The sequence below is a fragment of the Curtobacterium sp. L1-20 genome, assembly GCF_048755855.1.
Taxonomy (GTDB): Bacteria; Actinomycetota; Actinomycetes; order Actinomycetales; family Microbacteriaceae; genus Curtobacterium.
In genome coordinates this window covers 3,440,405-3,456,415 of record NZ_CP151473.1, presented here as the reverse complement: position 1 = coordinate 3,456,415, position 16,011 = coordinate 3,440,405, and the positions used below count along the sequence as shown (strand labels likewise).

Genomic DNA, 16,011 nt, shown 5'->3' with positions numbered 1-16,011 from the left:
CCGACAACCTTTCGGTAGGATGAGGACCATGACCGACGAGACCCCGTGGCTCACGCGTGAGCAGCTGCGCGCGTGGATGAAGCTCGTTGCCGTCATGGAACTCCTGCCGGCCGCGCTCGACCAGCAGCTCCAGCGCGACGCCGACCTCACGCACTTCGACTACATGGTCATCGCGATGCTCTCCGAGACCGAGTCGCGCACGCTCCGGATGTCCGCCCTCGCGTCGGCGACCAACGCCTCGCTGCCCCGGCTGTCGCACGTCGTGTCCCGGCTCGAGAAGCGCGGGCTCGTCTCCCGGTGCCCCTCCGTCGACGACCGTCGGGCGACCGACGTCCGGCTCACCGACGCCGGGTACGCGACGATCGTCGACGCGGCCCCGGACCACGTGCGCACCGCCCGCCGGGTCGTCATCGACGCGCTGACCGAGGAACAGGTCGGCCAGCTCGACCAGATCGCGGCGTCGCTGCTCGCGCGGCTCGACCCCGAGGGGCGGTTCGCGGCGTTGACCTACCCCCGTGACGACGACGACGCGGCGATCTGCGAGGCACGTCTCACCGGCACGGCGACGGACTGAGCGCGTCACGACCGCCGGTCGCTCCGCGGCCCTGCAATAGGCTCGCCGCATGAGTGAGCAGGCTGCGCCGTCCGACACGTACTCGTACCTCGGACCGGCCGGCACGTTCACCGAGGCGGCGCTCAAGCTCGTCGACGCCGCGGCGGGCAAGCCGTGGCGGAGTGTGAACAACGTCGGCGAAGCGCTCGACGACGTCGTCACGGGCCGTTCCGTCGGAGCCGTCATCGCCATCGAGAACAGCGTCGACGGCGGGGTCAGCGCCACACAGGACGCCCTCGCCCGGATCCCCGGCGTGCGGATCGTGGGGGAGTACCTCGTCCCCGTCGACTTCGTGCTGGTCGCCCGCCCGGGCACCGCGCTCGCCGATGTCCGCACCGTGAACGCACACCCGGTCGCCTACGCGCAGACCCACAACTGGCTCGAGGCGAACCTGCGTGGACACGGGCACATCCCGGCGTCGTCGAACGTCGCCGCCGCGGCCGCGCTGCTCGACGCGCACCCCGTCGCGGACGCCGCCGTCGCGCCGCCCGGGATCACCGACCACTACGACCTGTCGGTGCTGGCGTCGTCGATCGGCGACAACGCCTCGGCGGTCACCCGGTTCGTGCTCGTCTCACGGACGCTGGCGATCCCCGAACGCACCGGCGCCGACAAGACCAGCGTCATCGTGGAGCTGCCGAGCGAGCACCCCGGTGCGCTCGTCGACATGCTCGAGCAGTTCGCCACGCGGGGCATCAACATGGGGCTGCTGTCGTCACGTCCGATCGGCGACGAACTCGGGCGCTACCGGTTCGTCATCGACCTCGACGGGCACGTGCGTGACGAGCGCGTGGCCGACGCGCTGCTCGGGCTGCGCCGCTTCAGCCCGCGCGTGACGTTCCTCGGGTCGTACCCGCGGGCCGACGGCTTCCGTCCGGACGTGCCGGCGCGCTACTCGGACGAGGCGTTCGTCGAGGCCCGCGACTGGCTGCGCGCGATCGTGTCCGGGGAGCCCGACCCCGCCTGACGGCTGCCGGGCGCAGGCGCACGCGCACGCGCGGCCGCGCGGTGGACAGCTGCCCGGCCGCGCGCCCGCGCAGGCGCCCGACCGTCACCCGCGGTGGGCCGCCCGCACGTGCCGCGTCGACCGCGTCTGGTCCTTCGGGCCGGCGACGCGCACGCGCAGTGCCCCCGGGTGGATCGTCGCCTTGAACGCCGTGATCTCGCCCACCGGGTCCCCGTCGATCTCGAACTCGTCGGGCCGTTCGAGTCGTGCCACGAACTCCTCGCCGCGCAGGTAGCGCAGCGGACGCTCCTCGCGGGCACGCGTCGTGATCCGCTTGCCGATCGCGGTCTTGCCGAGCGCCGACCGGCGGAACGACCGCAGGATGGCGTTCTCCCACAGCATCCGCGCCGCGATCCGGAGCCAACCGAAGAACCCGTGCGGCCGCATCACGACGACGTCGAAGACGCCGTCGTCGATCTCGGCGTCGGGCAGCAGCGTCGCGCCGGCCTGCAACGTGCCGCAGTTGCCGACGATGAGCGAGTGGGCACGCACCGAGCGGTTGCCGTCGCCGTCCAGGCGGTAGCGGAACTCGAAGGCGTCGGCGTCGCGGAGCGACCGGACCAGCGAGTCGACGTACGCCAACCAGCCGACCTTCTTCTTGAGGTCGTCGTTCGTGTTCGCCAGCATCCGGGCGTCGAGCCCGAGGCCCGCCATCACCAGGAAGCCGAACTGCTCGCGGGAGCCGTCCGGTCGCTCGACGCCGACCGTGCCGATGTCGATCGCGCGGTCCTCGCCGCGGAAGATCGTGTGGACGCTCGCGCCCAGGTCGTCGATCGGCGCCGGGATGTTCCGCGCGAGCAGGTTGCCGGTACCGCTCGGCAGCAGCGCCAGCGCGGCGTCGGACTCCCACACCACCTCGGCGACGGCGCGGACGGTCCCGTCGCCACCGGCCGCGGCGACGACGTCGACGCCCGCGGCGATCGCCTCGCGGGCCATCCCGCCGCCCGGGTCCTCCTCCGAGGTCTCGAACCAGAGCGTCTCGTTCCACCCGGCGTCGCGCTGGACCTGCTCCACCGTCTTCTTGAGGGTCGGCAGGTCCACCTTGACCGGGTTGTAGACGACGGCGGCGGTGCGGTGCTCTGAGGCGGGTGCGTCCGGCTGCGAGGGCGCGGTCTCCGAGGGCGATGACATGCACCGACCGTACCGGCGGGCGCTGGGGAGCGCGCTCGTCCGGGCCACCGGCGGTCGCCAGGCGCAGGTGCCGGGGGACCGGACGTCCGGCCCGGCGCGCGGCAGCAGCGGGTGCGAGGCGAGCGCCGGTCGCGGCCACCGGCAGTCGGGAGGCGCGTGGCGGGCCCGCACCGCGCCTCCCGTCCGCCCCGTGGGGACGGCCGGGGCGGACCGTCGGGATCCGGCCCGCAACCGGCGCTGGGTAGGATGAGGCGGTGATCGATCCCCAGCTGCTGCGTGACAACCCCGACGTCATCAAGGCCTCGCAGGAGGCGCGCGGCGCCTCCGTCGCGGTCGTCGACGAGGCCGTCTCCGCCGACGCGGCGCGACGCAGTGCGATCACCGCGTTCGAGTCGCTCCGCGCCGAGCAGAACGCCTTCGGCAAGACCGTCGCGAAGGCCCCCAAGGACGAGAAGGCCGCGCTCGTGCAGCAGGCCCAGGCGCTCGCCGCGAAGGTCAAGGAGGCGCAGGCCGAGGTCACCGCCGCCGAGGGCGCCTTCGACCAGGTCGTCCGCGCGATCCCCAACGTCGTCCTGCCCGACGTGCCGAAGGGCGGCGAGGACGACTTCGTCACGCTGCGCACCGTCGGCACCAAGCCGACGTTCGACTTCGAGCCGAAGGACCACGCCGACCTCGGCGAGCACCTCGGCATCATCGACATCCCGCGCGGCGTGAAGGTCTCCGGCTCGCGCTTCTACTTCCTCCGCGGCCTCGGCGCCCGGCTCGAGATCGCGCTCATGTCGCTCGGTCTCGACCGTGCCATCGCCGCGGGCTTCGAACCGCTCATCACGCCGACGCTCGTGCGCCCCGAGACGATGGCCGGCACCGGCTTCCTCGGCGAGCACGCGGCCGAGGTGTACCGCCTCGAGGCCGACGACCTGTACCTGACCGGCACGAGCGAGGTCGCGCTCGCAGGCTTCCACGCCGACGAGATCCTGGCCCTCGACGGGGCGGGCGAAGGCCTGCGCTACGCCGGCTGGTCGACCTGCTACCGGCGCGAGGCCGGGTCGGCGGGCAAGGACAACCGGGGCATCCTGCGCGTCCACCAGTTCAACAAGCTCGAGATGTTCGCGTACGTGCACCCGGACCAGGCCGAGGCCGAGCACGAGAAGCTCGTCGGCCACCAGGAGCAGATGCTGCAGGACCTCGGGCTGCACTACCGCGTGATCGACGTCGCCGGCGGTGACCTCGGCACGAGCGCCGCGCGCAAGTTCGACATCGAGGCCTGGGTGCCGACGCAGGGCACCTTCCGCGAGCTGACGTCGACCTCGAACTGCACGACCTTCCAGGCCCGCCGTCTCGACATCCGGTACCGCACCGAGAGCGGCAAGACGGCTCCGGTCGCCACGCTCAACGGCACGCTCGCGACCACGCGGTGGATCGTCGCGATCCTCGAGACCCACCAGCAGGCGGACGGGTCCGTGGTCGTGCCGGAGGTCCTCCGGCCGTACCTCGGCGGCGTCGAGGTGATCGAACCCCGATGAGTGCCAACGGGCGGTTCGTCGACGGCTCGTCGCAGGGCGGAGGGAGTGCGGCCGCGGCCGGGTCCGCCGGTGGCGCTGCCGCCGGTCCCACCCGGACGAAGCGCTGGCTCGTGGCGCTCGACGTCGACGGCACCACGATGCGCGAGGACGGGGTCGTCACCGAGACGGTCATCGCCGCCCTCCGCGACGCCGAGGCCGCCGGGCACGAGGTGATGCTCTCCACGGGCCGCAGCGAGGGCATGACGGTCCCGCTGCTCGAGACCCTCGGCATCGAGCCGAAGTACATCGTCTGCGCGAACGGTGCGCTGACCCTCGCCCGCCGCCCGGACGGCTCCTACGAGCGGGTCCACGTCGAGCAGTTCGACCCGTCCGAGGTCCTGCAGACCATCCACGGCGCGCTCGAGAACGCGGCGTTCGGCGTCGAGGACCAGACCGGACACTTCCTGCTCTCCGGCAACTTCCCGGACGACACGATGACCGTCGCCGGCGAGCACGTCCCCTTCGAGCAGCTCCTCGGGGTCCTCGCCACGCGCGTCGTCGTCATCTCGCCCGGCCACGACACCGAGGACTTCCTGCAGGTCGTCGAGCAGATGGGCCTGCACAAGGTCTCGTACTCGGTCGGCTGGACGTCGTGGCTCGACATCGCCCCCGAGGGCGTGACGAAGGCCACGGCGATGGAGCGCGTGCGCGAGTGGCTCGACATCCCGCGCTCCCGGGTGTTCGCCGCCGGTGACGGCCGGAACGACATCGACATGCTGCGTTGGGCGTCGACGTCCGGTCGTGGCGTCGTCATGGGGCAGGCGCCGGACGACGTCGTGGACGCGGGCAACGAGCTCACGGGCGGCGTGACCGACGACGGGCTCGCCGCGGCGCTCGACTCGCTGCCGCGCTGACGCGCGCGGCGCGACCGGGCCGGGCGGGGGCGCGCTGACGTCGGTCCGGTAGGGCGACCCGATCGGCGGCCTGGAGGCTCGGCTAGACTTCCCGGGACGCGGTCACGTCTCGCCACGTGGCCGCGTCACTGGAGGGTTGTCCGAGCGGCCGATGGAGCCTGTCTTGAAAACAGGTGGGCAGAGATGTCTCGTGGGTTCGAATCCCACACCCTCCGCCACTACCGATGCCAGTCGATCCGCAGCTACATGCGGATCTAGCGGGCCTTGTCCTCGTTCCGAGCGGCCTCTGCCCACTTTTTGCCCACAACCGTCTGTGCGAGCCCGTCATCGAGACGGCCTGCAACGATGTCGAGGTCGTCCTCGAACAGGTCCGCGTACACGTCCAGCGTCATCGCCGCGGAGGCGTGACCGAGCATTCGTTGCACCGCCTTCACGTTCGCGCCTGCGCTCACCGCCAGGCTCGCAGCGGTGTGCCGCAGCCCGTGAGGGGTCGTCGACGGGATACCGGCCTTCTTCACCGCCGCCGGGAACCAGCCGTGATCGTTGTGCCAACGCCGCTCATGCGTGCCGTGTTTGGTCGCGAACACGAGAGCGTCGCTGTCTTTTCCCTCGCAGCGCTCGCGTAGGGCCGGTGCCAATAGCGCGGGGAATGGCACGGACCGCCGCTTGTGCGTCTTCGGCGTCCCGACCGTGATGACGTTTGCCACCTCGACCGCGTTCACCGTCACGTTGAGCCGCCGCCGGGTGAATTCGACATCCTTCACGCGGAGCCCAACCGCTTCACCCCAGCGCAGCCCTGTGTACGCGAGTACGAGGACGAGCGTCGATCGGTTGCCGGCCGCGAGCGCGAGGTCAGACACTTGGTCGTGTGTGAGGTAGACATGCTCCTTGCGCTTTTTCCGCGGCAGGTTCACGTCTCGCGCAGGGTTGCTCAGGATGCGGCGATCCTTCACCGCGGTGTCGAGAATGCTGGCGAGCACCCCGTAGTTGCGGATCACGGTGGTAGCACTTGCCGAGTTCATCGAGGTCACCCATGTCTGCACGGCGCTGTGCTTCACGTCGGACACTCTCGTCCTGCCCCACACCGGCTCGACGTGCAGACGCCATGCAATCTCGAGCGGCCGAAGCGAGGACGGCTTAAGGTGCGTCTGATTCGCCAGCCACAGCGGTCCGAGCGCGCCAATCGTCTCGCGCGCGTCCTCCGGTCGGACGAACTCGCCTCGCGCCTTCGATACCTCGACCGAAGCAAGGAAAAGCTCGGCGTCGCGCTTTGTCTTGAAGCCGCGCTTGTCTGTCTGCCTGTTCTCCGGCGTCCGGTACCGGACGCGGTAACGCCGACCGCTCGCCGTCTCGTAAGGTGCGACGCTACCCATCCTGCTGACCTTCAGTCCGCGGTGGGAAGTCCTCCAAGCGCTCCACGTTGGCGTATTCGTTCATGAGCGGAGCAATATCCAGCCACCGCCGTCGCACGTCGACTGCGTAAGCGTCCGCGGCGTCAAAGTTGATGAGGGAAGCATGTGCCGCGGTCGCCGGCACCGGAGGGGTGTCGCCAAAGTGGATTTCCCAGCTGTCCTCGAGGTCGTCGTAGTCGGCGCAGGCGACAGCGAGCGCCGCCCGAAGCCGATGTGCCTTTAGGGCCATCACGTCGAGTTCATAGATCGTGTCGGCGAGCGAGTGCGCGGACGTGAGTACGCGATTCATCGCAACTACCCGATCCGAACTCGCCAACAGCTGCGCGATGGGCACACCAAAGATGTCCGCGATGGATGCTGCTTCCTCGACCATGACCTTTCTCTTGCCGGTTTCCACCTTGTAAACCGTTGACTGGTGCCACTCGTGCCCTGCATCGCGCATCTGATCGGCTAGCCACTGCTGCGACTCACCCCGTTGCTCGCGGTGAAGACGGACGCCGCGGGCGAACGCGCCTTCGTAGGTTGCTGCGTTACTCACGAGGCTCAGAGTAGAGCCGTTTGGGTCTTGCGCGCTACACCGATGTAGATTTAAGCTGTGATCGGGTTACGAGTGAAACCAGATTGGAGAGACCATGGACGACGAGTACATGACCACGAAGCGAACGGCCGAGTACGTGCCGGGGATGACGGAGCCGCTGTTGGCGCAGCTGCGATTCCGAGGGACCGGTCCGCGCTTCCTCAAGCCCAGCCCGCGGAAGGTGCTCTACAAGCGCAGTGATGTCGACGCGTGGCTGGAAAGTACCGCGCAGATCAGGACCGGCGAGATGCAGGAGGCGTCATGAGCGCGACCGGCATGACGCTGCAGACGCTGCGCGAGAGTTTCAAGCTATCCCGCTTGGACATCGCCGCTGAGTTCGATCTGACGGACCGGTGGGTCGAGATGCTCGAGAGCGGCCGAATCAATCCCAACGCGGCGTTCGTCGCCAAGTACAAGCGTGCCGTCCTGCGCGCGTCCCAAAAGAAAAACGCCCCCGAAGCCGGCCAGGGCTACGGGGGCAGTGACCAGAACCCCTACCAGGAGGAACAGATCGTGAAGAACGCTACGCCAAGCAGTGTACTGACCGCCACCGACACCGTGAGATGCAACCTGCAGGGCTGCGTCAGCTTCAACGAGGCACACGACACCAACCTCGGGGAAGAACCCCTCCACACCGCCTTCGAATGGCGGCTCGGCATGCACTGCCAGGTCAGCGTCGACTTTGAAGCCGGGGAGTGGGTCATCAGCGGAGTGCTGTCGGACGACGACCAGCAACTCGTCCCGGAGGCCGTTACGGCGTGGATGGCGAACTACAACAGCGCAGTCTGCCTCGCTGCCGAGCTCAACGCTCAGGGGGCGACCTGCTGATGAGTAAGTGGGACGTGCGCAGCCAGCATCGCACCGCGACGGACCGCCTCTCCGTCGACCAGCGTGAGCGGGACGTACAGGCCGGCGTTTGGCGCGGTCAATCGGACAACGAGATCGCCCGCAACCTCGGCGTCTGCAGCACGACCGTGCTCCGCATCCGAAGGCGGCTGAACCTTCCCAACCTTTACGGCAAGTCCCATCTGCGGGACGCGGCCTGATTGAGACCGGGGTGCCCGCCGTAGGGGGCGGGCACCCCACCTACCAGGACGGGAGGCCCGCATGAGCGGCTTCCAGAAGCTCCCGCATTGGTTCATGCGCGATTTCCCGATGGACCCTTACGAACGGCTCGTTTACCTCACGCTGCGTTCACACGCCGATAAGCGCGGAGTTGCTTGGCCTTCTCGCTCCACATTGGCGAAGGAGTCCGGACTGTCGGAGTCAACCGTGAAGAAGCGTCTGGTGGCACTCGAGGAACACGGCCTCATCCGCGTGACTGTCCGACCGAAGCAAGGTGCGAAGCACGATCCGAACCTGTACCAGGTGCTCAAGCTTCACGACGACGGCCCGCGCGACGACGTCACACGTGACCGACAGGGGTCGTCAGGCGACCCCAGTGGGGTCGCCGCACGCTCTCACCTGGGGTCGTCAGGCAGCCCCGAAGAAGAACCACAAGAAGAAGAACCAAAAGAAGAAGATCTGAGGTCCACCCAGGAGGGCGGACACGCCCTCTCTCTTGGTGACTTCGACGACAACACCTCTCACCCCATCACAGCGGAGCAGTTTGCCTACCTCAGCGACCTGCACATTCACATGCACAACGAGCCGCCCAATGACGAAGTGCGAGGGCTTTGGAAACAGCACACCAGAGAAGAAGCAACAGCCCTAATTCAGCTCTACCTCCGCCGAATGCCGCGATACGACAGTTACCAAGGCCCCGAACCCGGGGAAGACACCTACGACCTGCTGACAGACATCGGCAAGCGATTCGCGGACCAGTACATGCTCCCCGATGCGTCATGACCAAGGAAATCCAATGACTGAGATCGAAATCAACAAGAAGGCCGGGTTGCTGCTGTGCGACCTGATGGAGTCCGACGCCGGCGATCGGCTGACGGTGATCCGGGCCGGCTTGCGCCAGTTGACTCCGAGCAATCGCGAACGGGTCCTGATGAGGGCGCTGCTCGAGTACGGCGAGGCGTGGGATGCGGCGATCGTCACCCCGGAGAACCGGGCACGCCTCGCGGTGAACATCGCACAGGCCCGGGCAGCACTGTCGTGAGCTCGTATCGCACTAATAGCGCACCGCTCTGGCCGACGCACCGCGCCCGCGCCCGACAGCGGAGAAGGTCAACGGTTCCGGGACCGATTCGCATCGGCGCGAAACCATCACGGCTGCACCTCGACACCGCAGCCTTCAGCAACAACTAACCGTCACCATCGGAAGGAACACCATGACCAGCAGCATCACCAAGAAGTACCGCGAGCAGCAGGCAGCCACCAGCGCCAAGTACTTCGCCGACCTCGACGCCGTGCGCAGCAACCCGACGCTCAGCGACACCGGCAAGGCGCAGCACCTCGCTGATGCGTACCTCCGAGCTCGAGCGGAGCACGACGACATCGAGCAGCGCCGCATCAACGAACGGACCACACGCCGCGACTACATCTTCAGCAACTGGGTCAACAACCGGGGAGGGGCAGACCCTGCGGCAGTCACGGCCATGCGCGACGCTGAGGACCGCGCCGACCAGCTGAAGGACGAGCAGGACGCGCTGCGCATGCTCGAGCGCGCTGAGCGCATGAACGACCAGTACCTCGCACGCGCCGCACTCACGAAGGCGTACGACCACGGCTGGGCTGAAGTCGTCAACGCGTACACCGCCGCTCACCCCGCCGCATACGACTCACTCGAGGAACTGTGGGACATCACGCAGGAGGAAGCAGCAGAGAGCGGGCGAATCATCAGCGCTGATCTGCTGCAGCACCACCTCGCCACACCTGCACTGAAAAAGCCCACTGAGATCGTCGCGCTCAACGACAGCCGCCTGGAGGCCCTGCCTCCGGCGACACCAGCGCGCTGAGGTAACCACACCAAGACCGGCAGAAAAGCCGCGAGAGACGCCACCAGAGCCAATCTGGTGGCGTCTTTTCGTGTCCGAAGCAGGTGGGGGAGGACCCCCCACCCCCGGGGTCAAGGCAGCCCCAGAGGTATAGGGCCGGTATCCCTCCCGCATTTTTTTCCACATCCTGTACTAAAGGTGGAAGGGGTGCTGGGGTAGGTTCAACGCTGTGATCAAACCTCAGAAACCCTACAAGGATGACAAGGGCGCGTTCTATGGCGGCCCTCGTCTTACAGGGGTGGCGCTCGGATCGGGATTGGCGCTGTCCGCGTTGACGGCTCTTGTCTCGATCTTCTTCGTCGACATGTTCTTCCCCAAAGCAGATCCCCAGTGGCGCGCAGATCAGCTTTTCGGAATCGAAGCATTCATTGGCGCGCTCGTGGCCATCACAGGAACGCTACTTCGCGCGCTGTCGCACAACTGCACTCCGAAGAAGAACATGGACTACCTTGGCAAGCTGTTCGCGGTGGGTACGCTCGGTTTCGTGCTCCTTGCCGCGCAGGCCAAACTTGCACCAGTGATCCACTCCGAAGTTGCTGCGTGGACATGCGGCGTCCTCGGCGTTGTCCTCGCCTTCCTCGCTCGGCTGAAGATCGTTCGCCCGGAAGCCTAAGGCTAAACTCCAGCCTGCATCATTGCCTCGACACAGTGATGTCGAGTACTATTTGAATGTCGACTTTGAGTGGCCGACGAGAACACCCCCGGTAGGACGGTACCGGGGGTGTTTCTGCCTTTCTGCGGTACAATTGAGTACATGCAGGAATTGGACTAGCCCTACCTGGTCCCATGATGAAAGGCCACTCATGGGCACTCCGCAGCTTGTTGCAGTTGACTCCGACACCTACGCATTCCCGCAACCTGTCCAGGACACTCTCGACCTTCGCATTCAGACCCGACTTCAGCAGCAGTACGGATATGGTGCGGCAAAGATCGACGCGTTTCTGTCGCCTGATGGGACCTACGAGTACGAAGTCATCACGGTCCACGCTCCGGGTAAGGCGATGAACGCCACGCTCGAGAAGGTGTACAACAACAACTACGAGAAGACGTGGACCTCGGGAACTTTTAACCCGGGCACGAGTGCTTTCGGTAGTTACCAGGGGCTTGCTGGCGGGTACGTCACCATCTCGGCGGACGGATACCAGGGTGGTCAGGTATCCGGCCTGCAGATCAAGAACGGCGTCCTGTACCGGGGGTGGGGTAACTACTCGAGCGATCCCCGCGTCGGCCACGAGGCGTTGGCGTTGATGAAGGATGGGTCGTGGCGAACGTTCTCCGACTCGACGTCGACGCCGCAGCAGGTCGTCGTTGCCGGAACGGACACGACCTTCGGCTTCGGGCCGCTGGTCGTCGTCAACGGTGCCGTGCGTGGAGATCTCGGCGACAGCAGCGTCTGGACTGACTGGGTGACGTCACTGTCGGGCCGGCACCTGATGGGCTACAACGCCGCCGGCGACGCGATCTTCATCCTCGTGAAGGGCACTACTGGTTCGTCGGGTATCGCCGGCACTGAGATGGGTAACGTCGCGCTCCGGCATGGTTGCGTGAACGCGATCATGCTCGACGGTGGCGGCAGCGTGCAGGGGCGGTCGTCGTACCTGTTCCACCCGTCGTCGGATACTGGCGGTAACCGTGACGTCTCGAACGTCATCGCCATCAAGGCGCACCCGATGTATCCAGTGAATGTCGATTGGACAGCCGTGCCGTACGCATCGGGGGTCACGGCTTCGAATTCGAACCCGCTGAGTGTGAAGAAGGTCAACGGGGAGGTGCGGTTCCGCGGAACCGCCACCGTCGCCAGTGTCGCGGCAAACACCTGGGTGACGATCGGGACGCTGCCGCCGCGCTTCCGCCCGGGATTCACGACTGACAGCTACCGCGACACGGTGTTCAGCGTGCAGGGCGGCTACTCCGGAAACGTCTCGATCAGTCCTACGGACGGCACGATCCAGGTGAAGCTCCCCGTCGCGGCATCAGGTACGACGTACTGGCAGCTTGACCGCGTCCGATACGACGCGGCTTATTGAGAGGCTGAACCATGGACGAGCTCGAGAAGTACATGAGCGGACAGGACTGCCCCGATGAATTCCGGCTGGTGGTGTCGCTGCGAGTCAGCGTAACGGACTGGGAGAAGCTCCGGGATCGACGAATCGCGATGCAAACCGACGAGGATGGTGCGCAGACGCTTTCGATCCCCCCGACGAAGTTTTGGTCGAACGCGGCGTCGCTGATCAGCGATCGCATTTGGGCCGACGACATCAGCGGCGAGGAAGGGGTACGAATCCTCGGCAGCAGCGTCATCCCGCGGTTTCCGAAAGACAACGGCACCTACGGCGAGATCGTCCTCCCGGAGCTGTAGTGCAAAGAGAAAGGCCCCACGCGGTTATTCGTGTGGGGCCTTTTTTTGTGGCTTTTCTCCAAGCATTGAATTACAATTGAGTGAGCGCATAGTTCATTTCATTGGTTGACCGTACCTCGACCTTCATGACGAGTAGGAGACGTCATGGCCGAGGAAGCCGTCGCATACGTAAGCATCATTCCTGTCAGCAAAGGTGCTGGTAGGCAGATCGAACAGCAGATCAACGGAGCAGCCGTAGGGCAGTCCGTTGGACGCCAGATTGGCGGCAGCACCACCCGCGCCATCGGTGCGTCCATTCGAGGGGCCGCCACTGCCACCGTTGCCGCAGGAGCCGCCGTAATTGGCGCATCCCTGGTCAAGGGCTTCGCCCGGCTCACGGCCATCGACACGGCCACGGCGAAGCTCAGGGGCCTGGGTAACTCCGCGGGCGATGTCAGCAAGATCATGGACAACGCCCTCGCGTCGGTGAAGGGAACTGCGTTCGGGCTCGACGCTGCTGGGACCGTCGCGGCCGCGGCAGTTGCGGCCGGCATCAAGCCTGGATCGCAGCTCACCGGTGTCCTGAAGACAATCGCGGACACCGCGACGATTGCTGGCGCGTCGATGCAGGACACGGGCGCGATCTTCAACTCCGTTGCAGCTCGCGGCAAGCTGCAGGGCGACGACCTGATGCAGCTGCAGTCTCGTGGCGTCCCGGTGCTGGCGTTCCTGGCGAAGCACTACGGGATCACTGCTCAGGCGGCTTCGGACATGGTGTCGAAGGGTCAGGTCGACTTCGCCAACTTCAGCGCCGCCATGCAGGAGAACCTCGGGGGCGCAGCACTCAAGTCGGGAGACACGTTCACCGGAGCTTTCGCGAATATCGGGGCATCACTTGGCCGGATCGGTGCCGGCATCCTTGGGGGTGTCTTCCCGAAGCTGGCTCCGGCGTTCCAAGCGCTGACGAAGGCTCTCGCTCCCGTTGAGGCGAAGGCGACCGCGATCGGTACCGCCATCGGCAACGTGGTCGGACCGGCGATCGACAAGGTCGTCGGTCTACTGCAGAACGGCACCAACGCGTTTGAGGGCCTGGGGAAGGTGATCGCCCCTCTCTCAGCCGCTTTCGGCGCTCTCGGAGCTGGCGGATTCGGCACCCTGCTTGGCGGCTTGGGGCCGGCCTTCGCTGGGATCAGCGGCCCACTCACGGCCCTCGGCGGACCAATCGGCGTCATCACGGCAGCGTTCGCAGGCCTCGTCGCAACCTCGCCGGAGCTGCAGGCGGCTTTCGGAGGCCTGATCCAAACGCTCCTGCCAACGTTGACCGCGATCGGCACCTCACTCGCGGCAGCATTCAGCCAAATCGGCCCGTCAATCATGGGGCTACTAGGCGAAGTCGGCAACACACTCGCCAATCTCGTGGGTGCTGTCGGACCGGTGCTGAACCAGCTGCTCGGCGTCTTCGGAAGCATCATCCCGGTCCTCACGCCGGTCATCGCGATGCTGGCCGGCACGCTGACAGGAGCCCTCGCGTCCCTGCTGCCGCCCGTTCTGCAAGTGATCGGCGTCATCGGACAACTGATCGCTCAGCTCGCGCCCGTTCTCCTGCCCGCGTTCGCGCAGCTCATCGGGATCATTGCACCTTTGGTGAGCATGATCATCAGCACGCTTGCACCCGTGTTCGCCCAGTTGATCTCGGCAATCGCTCCGCTAATCACTCAGATCGCTTCTCTCCTGATTCCCATCATCCAAGCTCTACTACCAGTCATCACAACTGTCTTCACCGCCATTGTGCCGATCGTGCAGGCCGCTTTGCAGATTGTGCAGGGCGTCATTCAGGTAGTAACCGGCATCATCAGCGGTAATTGGTCGCAGGTGTGGTCGGGTATCAAGAACATTTTCCAGGGTGTTTGGAACGCCATCAAGGCAATTGTTATGGCGGCGATCAACATTGTGAAGTCGGTGATCACGGCCGGCATCAATGTGGTCAAGTCCCTGTGGTCTGCTGCGTGGAACAGCATCAGAGCTGTTATTACCACCGTGTGGAACGGTGTTGTGAGCGGTGTGACGTCTGGCATTGCCAAAGTCATTGGTGTTGTCAAGACAATCCAGTCGAAGATCCAGGGTGCGCTTGCCGGCGCTGGCTCTTGGCTGCTGAGCGTCGGGCGCAATATCATCGACGGTTTGGTGAACGGCATCCGTAACGCTGCAGGCGCGGTGACTTCGATCATGAAGAACATCGCGCAGGGTGCAATCAGTACCGTGAAGAACTTCCTCGGTATCCACTCCCCGTCCCGTGTGATGGCTCAGCTCGGTGGGTACGTCGCTCAGGGTCTCGCCAACGGAATCAAGTCGGGTTCGTCCGGGGTTGCTTCCGCTTCCCGGTCGATGACAAACGCAGTGCTGTCAGCATTCGACTCGAAAAAGATCAACGCAGCGCAGAGGAACAACCTGCTGCGCACGATCAGCTCGGGGACGACGCAGCTCGCACGCTTGGCGGACCGGCGCAAGTCGATCGCTACCCGGCTCACGGCTGCCAACAAGCAGCTCACGGCGGCGGCGAAGACCCGCGATGACTACCGCACAAGTGTGCTGTCCAACCTGACGAAGTTCGATACGACCGCGTACCGGACGCCCACATCGCTGATCAGTGCTCTGACGCGCCGCGTGGCAGACACGAAGCAATTCACGTCCGTTATGTCTTCCCTTCGGAAGATGGGACTCGATTCGGCTACGTATCAGCAGTTCATTGCTGCCGGTGTGGATGCGCTTCCGCAGGCGAAGAACTTGCTTGCTGGTGGCGCGTCGAAGGTGAAGCAGGTTGCCTCTCTGCAGGGGCAGTTGTCCGCAGCGTCGAGCTCGTTCGCGACGTCTGCAGCGAACGACCTGTACGGCGCTGGTGTCAACGCCGCTCGAGGGCTGGTGAAGGGGCTGCAGTCTCAGCAGGGTGCCATCACTGCGCAGATGAACAAGATCGCGTCGTCGATGGTGGGTTCGATCAAACGGCAGCTCGGCATCCACTCACCGTCACGGGTGTTCGACCGTGAGGTTGGGCAGATGGTGGGTGCCGGCCTCGAGCGTGGCATCTACAGCAAGGTCGGGGCAGTGACGGATGCAACTGCTGCGTTGGTTGCCATCCCCACGGCGCGTGCGATGAGTCTCGACATGACCGTTCCCACTGTGCGTACGCCCCGTGCTGTGGCAGCGATCGACCAGCTCGGAGAAGCCGTCCCAACGCGACAGGGCGACCGTACTTACAACATCTACGAAGCGACGTCCGCGACGGCTACAGCGATGGCTGTGGAACGTCGTGAGCGTGCTCAGTACGTCTGAGACTCCCCACAAGGCCAGTGGGGCTGGAAGCGGCCCGGAGATCTCCTACTCCGGGCCGCTTCTGATCTCCCCGCGCAGGAATCCACGTCGATTGCCATGCCTCATTCGTCGTGGGGCACCCAGAGGAAGCGTCGCTGGTATCGCGACCTGTCGCGCGGCGTGACCCATCGTCCGGCACGCTCGTAGGGCCACCACGGCCACAACCGATTGCGATAGACCTCGGGAGTGACATCCGAATCGATT

17 protein-coding genes and 1 tRNA gene are annotated in these 16,011 nt (G+C 65.8%); 15 read left to right on the top strand and 3 right to left on the bottom strand.

Annotated features, from left to right (window positions below):
* Positions 1-28 precede the first annotated feature (28 nt).
* Entirely contained in the window at positions 29-574 is a 546-nt protein-coding gene (locus AAEP86_RS17760; protein WP_420368600.1) for a MarR family winged helix-turn-helix transcriptional regulator, read from the top strand.
* Between the two features lie 49 nt (positions 575-623).
* Complete coding sequence (gene pheA / locus AAEP86_RS17755; protein WP_420368599.1) at positions 624-1,580, top strand: prephenate dehydratase; 957 nt, start codon at positions 624-626, stop codon at positions 1,578-1,580.
* A gap of 84 nt (positions 1,581-1,664) precedes the next feature.
* Here the strand turns inward: pheA and AAEP86_RS17750 are convergent, their stop codons facing one another.
* The gene (locus tag AAEP86_RS17750; RefSeq protein WP_420368598.1) at positions 1,665-2,750 is read right to left on the bottom strand and encodes a diacylglycerol/lipid kinase family protein; all 1,086 of its coding nucleotides are present in this window, start codon (positions 2,748-2,750) and stop codon (positions 1,665-1,667) included.
* A 254-nt stretch (positions 2,751-3,004) separates the two neighbouring features.
* Here AAEP86_RS17750 and serS point away from each other — a divergent pair, with 254 nt between their 5' ends.
* The 3 genes from serS (at position 3,005) to AAEP86_RS17735 (ending at position 5,384) form a co-directional block, all read left to right on the top strand.
* The gene (gene serS, locus AAEP86_RS17745) at positions 3,005-4,273 is read left to right on the top strand and encodes a serine--tRNA ligase (protein WP_420368597.1); all 1,269 of its coding nucleotides are present in this window, start codon (positions 3,005-3,007) and stop codon (positions 4,271-4,273) included.
* The gene (locus AAEP86_RS17740; RefSeq protein ID WP_420368596.1) at positions 4,270-5,166 is read left to right on the top strand and encodes an HAD family hydrolase; all 897 of its coding nucleotides are present in this window, start codon (positions 4,270-4,272) and stop codon (positions 5,164-5,166) included. The genes serS and AAEP86_RS17740 overlap by 4 nt, the downstream gene beginning before the upstream one ends.
* A 130-nt stretch (positions 5,167-5,296) precedes the next feature.
* Positions 5,297-5,384 (top strand) — tRNA-Ser (locus AAEP86_RS17735).
* 36 nt (positions 5,385-5,420) lie between these two features.
* On the opposite strand, the gene AAEP86_RS17730 is transcribed toward AAEP86_RS17735, so the two are convergent.
* Entirely contained in the window at positions 5,421-6,539 is a 1,119-nt protein-coding gene (locus tag AAEP86_RS17730; protein ID WP_420368595.1) for a tyrosine-type recombinase/integrase, read from the bottom strand.
* On the bottom strand, positions 6,532-7,116 hold the full coding sequence (locus AAEP86_RS17725) for a helix-turn-helix domain-containing protein (protein ID WP_420368594.1): 585 nt from the start codon (positions 7,114-7,116) through the stop codon (positions 6,532-6,534). Before AAEP86_RS17725 ends, AAEP86_RS17730 begins: the two co-directional genes overlap by 8 nt.
* 94 nt (positions 7,117-7,210) lie before the next feature.
* Between AAEP86_RS17725 and AAEP86_RS17720 the strand changes: the two genes are divergently transcribed.
* The 10 genes from AAEP86_RS17720 (at position 7,211) to AAEP86_RS17675 (ending at position 15,768) form a co-directional block, all read left to right on the top strand.
* Positions 7,211-7,420: a helix-turn-helix transcriptional regulator gene (locus AAEP86_RS17720; RefSeq protein WP_420368593.1), complete on the top strand. Its 210-nt coding sequence runs from the start codon at positions 7,211-7,213 to the stop codon at positions 7,418-7,420.
* A complete protein-coding gene (locus AAEP86_RS17715) occupies positions 7,417-7,983 on the top strand; it encodes a helix-turn-helix domain-containing protein (RefSeq protein WP_420368592.1) in 567 nt (188 codons plus the stop codon). Before AAEP86_RS17720 ends, AAEP86_RS17715 begins: the two co-directional genes overlap by 4 nt.
* Positions 7,983-8,201, top strand: a complete 219-nt coding sequence (locus tag AAEP86_RS17710) for a hypothetical protein (protein ID WP_420368591.1) — start codon at positions 7,983-7,985, stop codon at positions 8,199-8,201. Before AAEP86_RS17715 ends, AAEP86_RS17710 begins: the two co-directional genes overlap by 1 nt.
* Before the next feature lie 61 nt (positions 8,202-8,262).
* On the top strand, positions 8,263-9,003 hold the full coding sequence (locus AAEP86_RS17705; protein WP_420368590.1) for a helix-turn-helix domain-containing protein: 741 nt from the start codon (positions 8,263-8,265) through the stop codon (positions 9,001-9,003).
* Between the two features lie 13 nt (positions 9,004-9,016).
* Entirely contained in the window at positions 9,017-9,262 is a 246-nt protein-coding gene (locus tag AAEP86_RS17700; protein ID WP_420368589.1) for a hypothetical protein, read from the top strand.
* Positions 9,263-9,434: 172 nt separating this feature from the next.
* Positions 9,435-10,061, top strand: coding sequence for a hypothetical protein (locus AAEP86_RS17695; protein WP_420368588.1), 627 nt, complete (start codon positions 9,435-9,437; stop codon positions 10,059-10,061).
* Positions 10,062-10,269: 208 nt separating this feature from the next.
* Positions 10,270-10,713, top strand: a complete 444-nt coding sequence (locus tag AAEP86_RS17690) for a hypothetical protein (RefSeq protein WP_420368587.1) — start codon at positions 10,270-10,272, stop codon at positions 10,711-10,713.
* 190 nt (positions 10,714-10,903) lie between these two features.
* Complete coding sequence (locus AAEP86_RS17685; RefSeq protein ID WP_420368586.1) at positions 10,904-12,127, top strand: phosphodiester glycosidase family protein; 1,224 nt, start codon at positions 10,904-10,906, stop codon at positions 12,125-12,127.
* Positions 12,128-12,138: 11 nt separating this feature from the next.
* Positions 12,139-12,459: a hypothetical protein gene (locus AAEP86_RS17680; RefSeq protein WP_420368585.1), complete on the top strand. Its 321-nt coding sequence runs from the start codon at positions 12,139-12,141 to the stop codon at positions 12,457-12,459.
* Between the two features lie 144 nt (positions 12,460-12,603).
* Positions 12,604-15,768 carry a phage tail protein gene (locus AAEP86_RS17675; RefSeq protein WP_420368584.1) on the top strand — a complete coding sequence of 1,055 codons (3,165 nt, stop codon included), beginning with the start codon at positions 12,604-12,606 and terminating at the stop codon, positions 15,766-15,768.
* The last annotated feature ends 243 nt before the right edge of the window (positions 15,769-16,011 follow it).